Raw genomic sequence first — 11,832 nt, 5'->3', positions numbered from 1 at the left:
GGAGAGAGATTCGATGGACATTCTGCTGACCTTGTTCCTGCTACTACACACCGCAACTGGCGCTTTGTCCTCCGAACATCCGCAACAAAGCTCGCTGGGCAAATTCGTTCACGCCGTCTATCAGACCGAACAAGCGCTCCAATCCGCATCCAGCTTGGGTACCGGCGGAGCGGCTTCCGAGGATGGCGCCCAAGAGGCTTCGGGTTCCGACCCTCAGCCGAACGCTCCTAAAGTCAAGGGCATTTATGTCACCGCTTACAGCGCGGGCGGAGCCCGAATGTCCACCTTGCTGGATCTCGTCGACAAGACCGAGCTGAATGCCATGGTCATCGACATCAAGGACGACAACGGCTACATCACGTACAAGACCGACAACCCGGAGCTCCAGAAGCTGGGTACTCCTCAGCCCTTCATCAAAGATATCCACGGCCTCATGGATACGCTTAAGGCGCACGACATTTACCCGATTGCAAGAGTGGTCGTCTTCAAGGATACGATCCTGGCCAAGAAGCATCCGGAGCTTTCTTACGTTACATCGGACGGAAGCGTATGGAAGAACGGCAAGGGAGACAGCTTCGTGAATCCCTACCGGAAGGAAGTCTGGGATTACAACGTCGAGATCGCGAAGGAAGCGGCCAAGCTTGGCTTCAAGGAGATCCAGTTCGATTACGTGAGATTCCCGGAAGGCTTCGAGAAGAAAGCCGACTCGCTCAAGTTCGCCAAGACGGACGAGACCCGCGTGCAGATCGTCTCCGACTTCGTCCATTATGCCCGCGAGCAGCTAGCTCCGCTCGGAGTCCGCGTCTCCGTCGATATTTTCGGTTATGCCGCTTCCGTGCCGGCTGCCGAAGGAATCGGGCAGGACTTCGTGAAGATCTCCGACGCGGTGAACGTCATCAGCCCGATGATCTACCCGAGCCACTACAGCACAGGCTGGTTCGGCCAGAAGAACCCGGACACCGCTCCGTACGCAACGATCAAGGGCGCGCTCGACGACACCCACAAGAAGCTGGAAGAGCTGGGCGACGCCCAGCCCGTCATTCGTCCGTGGATTCAGGACTTCACCGCAAGCTGGCTCGGCAAGGGCCATTACATCAAGTACGGAGCCGCCGAGGTATCCGCTCAAGTGAAGGCGTTGAAGGATTCCGGCGTCGAGGAGTTCCTTCTCTGGAACGCAGGCAACCGGTATTCGTCCGGCGCGACATATAAATAAGCATAATAGGCAGTTCCCGCGTCTATCGTCGGGAACTGCCTATTTATTTTACGTGCCGGCGTGATCGGGGGCTATCTGCAAAAAACAGGTCAACCGGAGAGCTCCGGTTGACCTGTGCTGTGGATAGCAGCAATCATTGCGATGATCGTTATTGAGCGAGACGAATAGCGAGGTTGTATAAGTTCATGTCGAAGCCCTTCTTCGTGCTGACAACCTTGTCGATGTCCGTCGTGACGAGCTCGCCCTTGATAATGCCGCAGCCCTTCCCCGAATCCCCTTCAGTCAGCTTCTGCACGGCGAAGTCTCCCAGGCGGCTGGCAAGAATGCGGTCGTTGTGCGTTGGCGTGCCCCCGCGCTGAATGTGACCGAGCACCGTAACGCGAGGTTCGATTCCGCAATGGCCGGTGATTTCGCTGGCGATGTCTTCGCCGCGTCCCGCGCCTTCGGCAACGACAACGATACTGTGGCGCTTGCCGTTCTGGAAATTCTCCTTCATCCGCTTGGAGATCTCCTGAATATCGAAAGGAACCTCCGGCACTAGAATCGATTCGGCCCCGCTCGCAAGGCCGGCGTATAGCGCGATGTCGCCGCAGTGGCGGCCCATGACTTCGACAACGGAAGAGCGCTCGTGAGAAGTCATCGTGTCGCGCAGCTTGTTGATCGCGTCAACGACGATGCTGACCGCGGTATCGAAGCCGATCGTGAAGTCCGTGAACGGAATATCGTTGTCGATCGTTCCCGGCAAGCCCATCGTCTTGATGCCGAGCTTGCTCAGCTTGTTCGCGCCCTGGTAGGAACCGTCGCCGCCGATGACGACAAGCCCGTCGATGCCGAACTTGCGAAGAACTTCCGCTCCGCGCTGCTGGCCTTCCGGAGTCACGAACTCCTTGCACCGTGCCGTCTGGAGAATCGTTCCCCCGCGCTGAATGATGTCGCCTACGCTGCGTAGGTCCATCGGACGGAGATCCTCATTCAATAGCCCTTGATAGCCGCGTTGCACTCCGTAAACCTCCAAGCCCCGGAACAATGCGCTTCTCACTACCGAACGAACGGCAGCATTCATGCCTTGGGAATCTCCGCCGCTCGTGAGAACGGCAATTTTCTGGACTGCGCTCATGTCAAAAATCTCCCTTCAAATCTTTGCTATTCCTTGTTCACATGGCCTTGCGTATCAAATGGCTGTTCAGCCAGAAGAACACTCTCGTCAGAGGACTTCCTTTCATGATTTGCCGGACGGTGCGGCGAACTTCAGCTTGTCCCCGAACCTTGGGATCGGACAGATAGAGGGCGATCAGCCCTTCCACGATCATCCGGTGGAAGCTGGAGAACGGGAGCTGGTCGGCCGAAGCCCTGGCGGCTCGGACCATTCTCAGCAGCCTGTCGTTCAAATCTTCCTGGTTCTCGTAATAGCTGCAGAAGTTCAAATCTCCGCCCTTGGCATCCTCTTCCTGATCGATCAAATAATCGAGCAGGATGTGAAGTCCGTTAATGGATGGAAAATAAAGCTCCCGGATTCCCCGGCCGTCGGAGGGCTTCAGGTTCTCGTCGCTGGCGGCGAGGAAAAGCATGAACATCCCCAAAGTCGAACCGGTGGCAGCCGCGAATTCGTTCCACTTCAGCTCGGGATAGCGGCTGGAATGCTGCCCCCACCATTCCAGAAGCTTCGTCTCTCTCTGATCGACGGCGATATGCTTGTAAACCTGTAAATCGCCGTAGAGAGAAACCAGATAGCGGACATCCTCCTGAACCAGCTTATAGGAAGGAAGGCGGGATACGCAGTCTTGGCACTTCATCACCAGCTTCCGCAAATAACCGCCGTCTTCCTGTTCCTCTCGCAGCTCGTAATAGTTCACGGGCAGCGCTCCCGGGGTTACCGCGTCCAGCATGCTTTGATGCAGCAGACGAAAGTCGTCGGGATCGAGGGAAGTGCTTCGATCGCACAAGTTGTCCAGGTAATCGCTGATCGTCTGCAGAGCTACGATCAAGGGAAGCAGAACCGCCTTGGCATCCAGATTGGCCGCGGCATAAACTCCTCCGCCGATGCAGTGAAACTCCTTAGCCGTCATACTGTCAATCGCTTGTTTGCGAAGCTCCGGATCCGGTATATCCTCGGCGATCTTCCTCCATTCGCCAAGCTCGCGCCTGACGTCCGGAAGAATGTGCTTGTAGACCCGCGCCATCATGGCGACCGGGCCGCGAGGAGAACGGCCTGCGAGCAAGTTGTTATCGATCAATTGCGTACCTCCAGCTGCCTTAAGACTAAGCTGCGCAGCCTAAGTCTTTTCTTCGAAATCCTGCTCCGTGCGATACCAGATATTCAGATCGTTGATTCGGCTGGCCAGCTCGGCGATCATTCCGTTCAATCGGCAGGACTTGTCGAAATCCTCTTCCTCGAAGAGCGCGTTCTGAAGACCCCGAATTCGGTCCTCCAACTCGAAGATCCGATCTGGAATCGTTCCGCGTATCGACTCCCATGCTTCCAGCACGGCGATCCGTTCGCTCCGGCTAAGCCGTTCCCACGGAAGGGCAAGGCTTGGAACGGCAATGCCCAGGCGGTCATCGTGCGCGAAATGGGCTTCCGTCCCCGCGCGCCGGTTAACCCTATAACTCATGCTCATCTCCTGTTCCCATGTCATTCTCTAATTTATCATTTCAGAAAGTCTAAATCCAGTCAAAATCTCTCTTAAACATCCCCTATCCCCGATCTAACCTGTTATAATAACTCCGTTATGCTAGCAAAGCGCTCTCCTCGAACGAATGCCTTCGAAGAAGCGTTCTGCGAAGACGATACAGGCAACGCCCTAGACGACATTATTATTCTGTATCGTTTCATAAGGAGATGGAGCTTTTGTCAGCGCAGCCCGACCAAGTCAACCTAAAGCGGCTTTTCTTCTTCTTTATTCCGCTTGGCCTTTCCGCCTTGTTGATCAACCTGTCCCACGCCATTATCAACGGCACGCTTGCGCGCGCCGACAATCCCGAATTGATCATCGCGGGCTATGCGACCGCCATGAGCCTGCTGACCGTGACCGAACGGCCCGCGGTGCTCTTCCGCGAGACTTGTTCCGCGCTTGCGCGCGACCGCCGTTCATTCGCCGCCATCCGCAAGGTCGCCTTTATCGTGTTCGGCGCCTCTCTCGTCTTCGGCGCCCTTATCGCCTATTCACCCGCGGGAACCTGGGTCTTCGGGGGAGCTTACGGCGCAGACGAAGGAACGACGAAAGCTTCAATCGACGTTTACTCGGTCTTGATGTTCCTTAGCGTGTTCTCCGGCATTCGCTGCCTCTATCAAGGCATCATCATCTATCGGATGCGAACGAAGTGGCTAACGATCGGAATGGTCTTCCGCCTGGGAGGCATGTTCGCTCTCTCCCAGTACATCCTTCATATCGGCGTGACAAGCTCCCGGCAGGGCGCCGTTATCTTCGTCTTCGGGATGGTCATCGAAGCGGCCGTCAGTTGGCTGGAAGGACGCAAGCTGGCCCGAGAGCTTCCGGAGGCGGAGCCCGGCTGCGAGATTCGCCGTCCGAAGCAGGTCCTGAACTTCTATAATCCTTTGTTGTTCTCCTCCTTCATTATCGTGTGGGTCCCGCCTGTCCTGAACGCTTTGCTGGGCCATACCGAGCAAGGAGCGCTGTCGATCTCATCCTTCTCCCTCGCGAGCAGCTTTATGGGCATGATACTGGGGTTCTTCACCTACTTCCACCAGATCGCGCTGCAGTTCCACCGGACCCACCCGGAGCTGGTCGGAAGGTTCGTGCTCATCATGGCAGGCATTCCCGGCCTGATTGTCGCAGCTTGCGCGTTCACTCCCGTCGGAGAATGGGTATTCTCCTCCGTCTACGGGGTAAAGGATCAGCTACTGGAGGCCAGCGTGCATGCGCTTAGAGCTTTCTTGCCCTACGTTCTCATCTTCCCGCTTCTCGACACGCTTAACGGAATCGTCTTGTCGAGAAGCCAAACGAAGCTGATGTTCGGTTCTCAGACGGCCAATGCGGCCTTGACCATTGTTCTAATCGTAACCTTGACGCTAATTCTCCCTCAATGGGCCGGCGCTCTTGCCGCCTTATCCCAGTCCGGAGGCATGATCGCCGAGCTTCTTGTGCTGATCTGGCTATTCCGCCGCCACTCCCGAAGCGCGACAGCCGAGAAGCTGACTCTACTACCTAGCAAGGAGACGCAAGCATGATGAGATGGCTTAACGGCTCGGGGCAGCTAACGGTTCTCCGCGGCCTTCACTTTGTCAATTACGCAACGATGGTCCTTGTCGTCACTTATTTCCCGCTTTATTTCTATGACATCGGCTTCACCAAGCTGCAGATCGGAACGATCTTCTCGATCGGCCCCCTGCTCTCGATCTTCTCCAACCTTCTGGCCGGGTTCGCCGCCGACAAAACCAAAGCGCTGCGCCGGGTGTTGAACCTGATCTTCCTCGGACAGATCCTTGCTCTCGCCCTTCTGCTTCCGCAGAAAGAATTCGGCGTCATCTCCGTGATCATGGGCATTTTCTATTTTTTCCAGACGCCGGTCAACTCCATGATGGACAGCGTCACGATGCTGGCTGCCGAGAAGCTGAACCGTTCCTTCTCCGCCATTCGGATGTTCGGTTCGCTCGGCTACGCGATCTGCGCCATTCTCTTCGGCTTCCTGCTCAAATCGACCGGATCGGATCTGACGATAGGGATCGGCCTGATCACCGTCTGCATCTCCTTGATTCTCTCGCTTGCCCTCGGCGACTTCCAGAAGTCGTCCACCCCGTTCCGGTTCGTCAACCTATGGAACGTCTTAAAGAGAAGAGAAAGTCTGGCTTTCTTCTCCCTTGTCGTTCTCGTTTCGGTCTCTCACCGCATGAACGACGGCTTTCTCGCCGTCACCATGAAGGACTTCGGAGCATCCGAATCCATGATCGGCGCCGCATCTCTCGCATCGTCGCTTAGCGAGATTCCGATGTTCTTCCTGCTGTCCAAGTACGGGCATCGCTTCAAGGAACTGCCGCTGCTCGCTTTCGCCAGTCTCATGTATGCGGTAAGGATGATGCTCCTCAGCATCTCGCACGAGCCGATCGCATTCGTCTGCATTCAGATGATGCACAGCATCACCTTCGGCATTTATTACATTACCGCCCTGCGATTCCTGCAGATTATCGTTCCGGACGAATACCGGTCTTCCGGGCAGGCTTTGTTCGGCATGGTATGGACGGGCCTAGCCGGCCTTATCGCAGGTACGCTGGGCGGCTGGCTGTACGACGCTTACGATTACAGCGCCGTCTTCCGGCTTGGCGGAGCCTTCGCGCTGACAGCCGTCATCGGCTTCATGTTCGTTCACTTCCGTCGGTCGAGGGTTTAAAAAAAGAACCTTATTATTCGCTAAACAGCGAGATAATAAGGCTCTTTTTTTTGCTATCTTAACCCGTAACGGACTCGGGAGGCTCCCACGAGCTTGCCGCTTCGTCTCGTATGATATAAATGCGGGAAATTCGTAAGTGATCGGTCTCTTCAATGATAAACCGTATTCCTTCTTCCACTTCGACCGTCTGATTCTTCTTGGGCGGATTCTCGATCTGAGAATACATCCAGCCTCCGATCGTGTCGTAGTCCTCCGTCGGAATGTCCAAGCCGAAGTAGCTGTTCACTTCTTCGATCAGCATCATCCCGCTGACGGAATACGTCTGTTCGTCCTTCTTCTCCAAGTCGGGACGTTCTTCGTCGAATTCGTCCTGGATCTCTCCGACGATCTCTTCCATGATGTCCTCGAGCGTAACCAAGCCGGAGGTGCCGCCATATTCGTCGATCAAGATCGCGATCTGCGATTTGTTCTTCTGCATGAGCTTAAGAAGATTGCTGATCGGCATGCTCTCCGGCACGGTAAGGAGGGGCCTTAACAGCGTTCTTATATCTTGCACGGAAGCTTCAGCGGAAGTTCTTAGGACGTCCCGAATGTGCACGAATCCGATAATGTTGTCCTTATCCTTCTCGCAGACCGGATAACGCGTATGCATCTCCTTCAGAACGGTTGCCCGGTTCTCTTCGAACGGATGGTTCGCATAAAGGCAGATCATCTCCGTGCGGGGAATCATGATCTCGCGGGCGTTCGTCTCCGCGAATTCGAAGATGTTGTCCACCAGCGTCATTTCGGTCTTATCGATAAGGCCGCTCTTGTGGCTTTCCTTCATCAGAATGCGGATTTCTTCTTCGGTGTGAGCCGAGGAGCTCTCATTCGCCGGTTGGATTCCTACCAGCTTCAGCAAGCCGTTCGCCGTACCGTTTAAAAGCCAGATAAAAGGACGCATGATCTTGCTGAAAAGGATCAGCGGGAAGGAAGCCCATAACGTAACGGTCTCGGCCTGACGAATGGCCAACGTCTTGGGGGCAAGCTCGCCTAGTACGATGTGGAGAATGGTAATCACCGAGAAACCGATGATGAACGCGAGAGGATGAACGAGACTCTCCGACATTCCGAACCACTTGAACACGGGATCAAGCGCGCGCGCAACCGCAGGCTCGCCGATCCAGCCAAGGCCCAGCGAAGCAAGCGTAATGCCAAGCTGGCAGGCGGATAAATAAGCGTCCAGGTTGCCGGTCAGGCGCGATGCGAATTTAGCCCGTTGATTCCCTTCTTGCACGAGGGTATCGATCCGGGTTCCGCGCACCTTGACCATCGCGAATTCGATGGATACGAAGAATCCGTTGAGGAAGACTAATGCAAAAATCAAAATAATGTCCACGGCTAGCGGAAAGGGGTCAGGATCCAAATGCTCCCTATCCTCTGAGTCAGAGGATAGGTACACCTCCTTCATATGATAAAAAATTAAATTATGGTAAGTGAATAAACGTCTTTACATTAGCTTAGACGATCATTCCGCGAGCGTCAAACTTCGTTCCCCCCCGTAAAAAGCCGTAGAAACGCCTTGCACGCGCGCGAAACGGAATCTGAGGCCGATTTTCCGCCGAGAATCGCCCCATATCCGCCGTTAACCCGCCATAGAAGCTCTAAGAGCAGATTGCTTGTCTAATTTTTCCTATAATTCCTATTCATTAGCCGAACGGCTTGTCCTTGCATAGCTGCCTAACGCCCTATCAAGCTCGTCCATTCCTTAGGTCTTGATTATGCTTGATTTTCTTCTCGGTCCCCTGATCGGACGCCGAATAGAAGTGCCGGTCGCGGATCGCATCCGGCAAGTACTGCTGCTCCACGTAATGCCCGGGGAAATCATGCGGGTATTGGTACCCGACATGCCCGAGCTTCTTGGCTCCGCTATAATGGCCGTCCCTGAGATGCAGCGGCACCTCGGCGGATTTGAGGTTCTCCAGCGTACTCATGATAGTGCCGATCGCGACGGCGATCGAATTCGACTTCGGGCTCTCCACCGCGAACAGGATTGCCTGGGCGACGATGTATTTGGACTCCGGCCAGCCGATGCGGTGATAAGCTTCCATCGCGCTTACCGCCTGTACCATCGCCTGCGGGTTGGCAAGACCGATATCCTCGCTGCAAGCGACCGTCAGCCTGCGCAAGAACGTCATCGGGTCCATCCCTAGCTTCTCGACGGCGTACAGGAACCAGAACAAGGCGGCGTCGCTGGAGCCCCGAACGCTCTTGTGAAAAGCGGAGAGGACGTCGTACTGGGTCGATTCATCGGCTTGCACGGTCGGTTGGCGAATCGACTCCTCCGCGATCTCGAGCGTCACGCGTACGGAACCGTCAAGCTCGGACGGCGTCGTGATGGCAGCCAGCTCGAGCGCGGTAAGCGCGCGGCGAATATCTCCGTTCGACATGGAAGCGATGTGCTCCAGCGCCTCTTCGTCCACGTTCAGCTTCATGAAGCCCAGTCCTTTGACCGGATCGGCAAGCGCCCTTCTCATCGCCTGCAGCGAATGCTCCTTGGTGAGAGAATGAAGGCGGAACAGCGTTGAACGCGACAGAAGCGCCCCATTCACCGAATGGTACGGATTCTCGGTGGTCGCTCCGATAAAGACGATGATTCCTTTCTCCACCGCCGGCAGCAAGGCGTCCTGTCTCGCGCTGTTGAAGCGATGCACCTCGTCGAGGAAAAGAATGGTCTTGCGCCCGTACAGCGTCTTGTTGCTCTCCGCCTGCTCGATCACCTCACGGACGTCCTTTACCGAAGCGTCTACCGCATTCAGTCGAACGAAGTCGCCTTGCGTCCGCTTGGAGATAATATGCGCCAGCGTGGTCTTCCCCGATCCCGGCGGACCGAATAGCAGAATCGAAGTGACCGCGTCCCCTTCGATCGCCCGCCGCAACAGCTTGCCAGGACCGACGATATCCTCCTGTCCGATATATTCCTCTAGCGTCTCCGGCCTCATCCGATCCGCCAACAGCCGGGCACGCGGCTCCGCTTCCGCACGATAGCTGAACAAATCCACCTTGCTCCCCGCCTTTCTGTTCCTTCATCATACCAGAATGACGGAGGATTCGAAAGAATCGAGGAACGCACGTTCGCCATAATCGCCCGCCTACATTTTCTGCACGGCCGAAGACACGATCGAACGCCTCTCCCGAATGTATTGGCGAATGACGTCGGCTTCCCCCATGAACTCGGATCTCGACCATCTGCGGTAAGGATCCTCTCGGAGAGCCGGCCATATTCCTTCCAGCATCCCATATACGGTCGGCATAAGCGCTTGCTCGGTGAACGGACCCTTGATCGCATTCCCGAGAATCGTTCGATAGCGGCTTCGCATCGCCGGAATCTCCAGCACTTTCTCCGTCAAATAGTTGTACCCCTTGACGTCGACCAGGTCGCTGTCCACGGCTCTGCCGTAGCAATTCCGGCCCCAGGTGCCCTCGTAGTCCCATGGAATCATGCGGAACTTGCCGGTCTTCGCATGCCGGTAGATCGCGTAATTCTGCTCGAACCCGTCATAGTTGCCGGTCAATACCGCGCCGGCAAGCCAACGGAGATAGTTCGGCGTATCCAGCTTGGTGCGCAGGTGATAACGAAGCGGTTTGCCGCTTTTCTCGTTAACCCCTCGGATAAAAGACACCAGCCTGCTTTTCTCGGCCGCTCCTCCCGAACGACGCTCGTAACCGGACAACAGCGAGGACTTGTTGCGGTTCGTCTCGGGGACCCTCAGCCCGAAGTCGGCATTGTTGTTAATGGCATAGAATAACGAGGAATAGCCGATTTTCCTACGTTGGAAGAACTTCCTCTCGACTCCTTCAATCTCCAGGTAAACGCCAAGCGGCTCGCCGTTCCGATAGAGCAGAACATGCTTCGTTCGAGGGCTCGGTACCCCAATGGTCGGGAGAAAATGAAAGGATAGTGCGTTGCGAATCATCGAAGGATCGTCGAACTCGGCATTATAATGAAACGATTGTCCCTCGCGCACGACTTCATAAGAACGCTTGGGATAACCTCTGGTATGCCCGCCCCGATATCTGACCTTCACCGACACGTTCTGTCCGTTTGTTCTCATGACCGCCGGCACGTACCGGTCGTTCCACAAATTGCGTTCCAGCTCATGGCTTTCCGTCTCCGAGATGAGAAGATTCCGCACCGGTAGGGTCATGCCGTTCTCCGCCTTTCTGTGGGCAGGGCTATCGTTCCTGTATAAGGTATGAACACCCGTTATTAGCGGAAACGGCATTCGTCTAGTCGCAAACGCCTAGCGCGGATAACCAAGCAGAACCGTCAGGGAAGTTCGCCCTGACGGTCCTTTCCGTGCACCTCTTCAATTTTGCAAGCTCGAGAGCCCTGAAGGAGCCGTTGTTACTTCGATTTGCATGTTCGGCGGCCGATGTGAGTAACCGCGGCTCTCTTCGATTTCCGATGCGAGAAAGGTCCAAGCAAGCAATGATTATTTAAGTGGAGTCGAATTCGAGCGCGAAGCAGGTACAGATTTGTAAGCGGGACTCCCTCTGCCAAGCAAAAACGCCTGCGGCGTCTTTCACGATGCTGCAGACGCTTTACGTTGGGATCAGATGGGATAAGGCATTACTTTCGACCAAGTTCAATAACTCTGGCTTGCGTACCGCCATTCATGATCCGTTATTGAACAAAGTTCAATAACTCTGGCTTGCGAATCGCCATTTGTGCTTCGTTATTGAACAAAGTTCAATAATTCGACGCCGCTTACCGCCGCTCATTCGCCGTTATTGAACAAAGTTTAATAAATCTGGCTCGCGTACCGCCATTTGTGCTTCGTTATTGAACAAAGTTCAATAACTCGATGTCTACTCCAATGCTGCAAGCCCTTCCAACGCTATCAGGCACAGACGACGCTCAAGCAAAAACGCCTGCGGCGTCTTTCATTGACGCTGCTGAAACTTTGCGTTTGCATCAGAAGGGATAAGGCATTCCCAAACTTATGCTTTCTGATAGTCGCAAATAAAGCCGCCATCGCATCGCGATTGGCGGCTCCTTCGTTTCATCCCTGCTGCTTATTCGTCTCCAGTACGCCCGCCGGTACGTCCACCCGTGCGTCCGCCAGTGCGGCCCCCAGTACGTCCGCCAGTGCGACCTCCCGTGCGACCTCCCGTGCGACCTCCCGTGCGACCTCCCGTGCGTCCGCCAGTGCGTCCGCCGGAGCGACCAGGGCTTAGCGGGCCTCCGCTGCGTCCCCCGGAACGGCCTCCAGTGCGTCCACCCGTGCGTC

General features: G+C 55.5%; 9 protein-coding genes. 3 read left to right on the top strand and 6 right to left on the bottom strand.

The features are described 5' to 3' along the window. The first annotated feature begins 13 nt into the window (after positions 1–13). Positions 14–1,213, top strand: a complete 1,200-nt coding sequence (locus ELR57_RS08060; protein WP_126958513.1) for a putative glycoside hydrolase — start codon at positions 14–16, stop codon at positions 1,211–1,213. A gap of 148 nt (positions 1,214–1,361) precedes the next feature. Here the strand turns inward: ELR57_RS08060 and pfkA are convergent, their stop codons facing one another. From pfkA to ELR57_RS08045, 3 genes are all read right to left on the bottom strand, one after another. Next, a complete protein-coding gene (pfkA, locus tag ELR57_RS08055; RefSeq protein WP_126958512.1) occupies positions 1,362–2,330 on the bottom strand; it encodes a 6-phosphofructokinase in 969 nt (322 codons plus the stop codon). 37 nt (positions 2,331–2,367) lie between these two features. Continuing rightward, a complete protein-coding gene (locus ELR57_RS08050; RefSeq protein ID WP_192896553.1) occupies positions 2,368–3,393 on the bottom strand; it encodes a tetraprenyl-beta-curcumene synthase family protein in 1,026 nt (341 codons plus the stop codon). A 93-nt stretch (positions 3,394–3,486) separates the two neighbouring features. Then, entirely contained in the window at positions 3,487–3,825 is a 339-nt protein-coding gene (locus ELR57_RS08045; RefSeq protein WP_126958511.1) for a hypothetical protein, read from the bottom strand. 236 nt (positions 3,826–4,061) lie between these two features. On the opposite strand from ELR57_RS08045, the gene ELR57_RS08040 reads away from it, so the two are divergent. Beyond that, positions 4,062–5,402 (top strand): multi antimicrobial extrusion protein MatE, encoded by a 1,341-nt coding sequence (locus tag ELR57_RS08040; RefSeq protein ID WP_192896546.1) that lies wholly within the window; start codon positions 4,062–4,064, stop codon positions 5,400–5,402. Beyond that, positions 5,399–6,559, top strand: a complete 1,161-nt coding sequence (locus ELR57_RS08035) for an MFS transporter (protein WP_126958510.1) — start codon at positions 5,399–5,401, stop codon at positions 6,557–6,559. Before ELR57_RS08040 ends, ELR57_RS08035 begins: the two co-directional genes overlap by 4 nt. A 58-nt stretch (positions 6,560–6,617) precedes the next feature. On the opposite strand, the gene ELR57_RS08030 is transcribed toward ELR57_RS08035, so the two are convergent. From ELR57_RS08030 to ELR57_RS08020, 3 genes are all read right to left on the bottom strand, one after another. Further along, complete coding sequence (locus ELR57_RS08030; protein WP_126958509.1) at positions 6,618–8,009, bottom strand: hemolysin family protein; 1,392 nt, start codon at positions 8,007–8,009, stop codon at positions 6,618–6,620. Between the two features lie 280 nt (positions 8,010–8,289). Next, a complete protein-coding gene (locus tag ELR57_RS08025) occupies positions 8,290–9,600 on the bottom strand; it encodes a replication-associated recombination protein A (RefSeq protein WP_126958508.1) in 1,311 nt (436 codons plus the stop codon). Between the two features lie 90 nt (positions 9,601–9,690). Then, a complete protein-coding gene (locus ELR57_RS08020) occupies positions 9,691–10,746 on the bottom strand; it encodes a CotH kinase family protein (protein ID WP_126958507.1) in 1,056 nt (351 codons plus the stop codon). Positions 10,747–11,832: the final 1,086 nt, after the last annotated feature.

This window comes from Cohnella sp. AR92 (assembly GCF_003990975.1).
Taxonomy (GTDB): domain Bacteria; phylum Bacillota; class Bacilli; order Paenibacillales; family Paenibacillaceae; genus Cohnella.
Note: the sequence above shows the minus strand (reverse complement) of the source record. Positions and strands in the feature narration are given on the sequence as shown.

Coding starts and splice junctions, on each gene's coding strand:
- ELR57_RS08035 (WP_126958510.1), top strand. CDS start 5,399: ATGATGAGATGGCTTAACGGCTCGGGGCAGCTAACGGTTCTCCGCGGC.
- ELR57_RS08050 (WP_192896553.1), bottom strand. CDS start 3,393: ATGGCGCGGGTCTACAAGCACATTCTTCCGGACGTCAGGCGCGAGCTT.
- ELR57_RS08045 (WP_126958511.1), bottom strand. CDS start 3,825: ATGAGTTATAGGGTTAACCGGCGCGCGGGGACGGAAGCCCATTTCGCG.
- ELR57_RS08020 (WP_126958507.1), bottom strand. CDS start 10,746: ATGACCCTACCGGTGCGGAATCTTCTCATCTCGGAGACGGAAAGCCAT.
- pfkA (WP_126958512.1), bottom strand. CDS start 2,330: ATGAGCGCAGTCCAGAAAATTGCCGTTCTCACGAGCGGCGGAGATTCC.
- ELR57_RS08030 (WP_126958509.1), bottom strand. CDS start 8,009: ATGAAGGAGGTGTACCTATCCTCTGACTCAGAGGATAGGGAGCATTTG.
- ELR57_RS08060 (WP_126958513.1), top strand. CDS start 14: ATGGACATTCTGCTGACCTTGTTCCTGCTACTACACACCGCAACTGGC.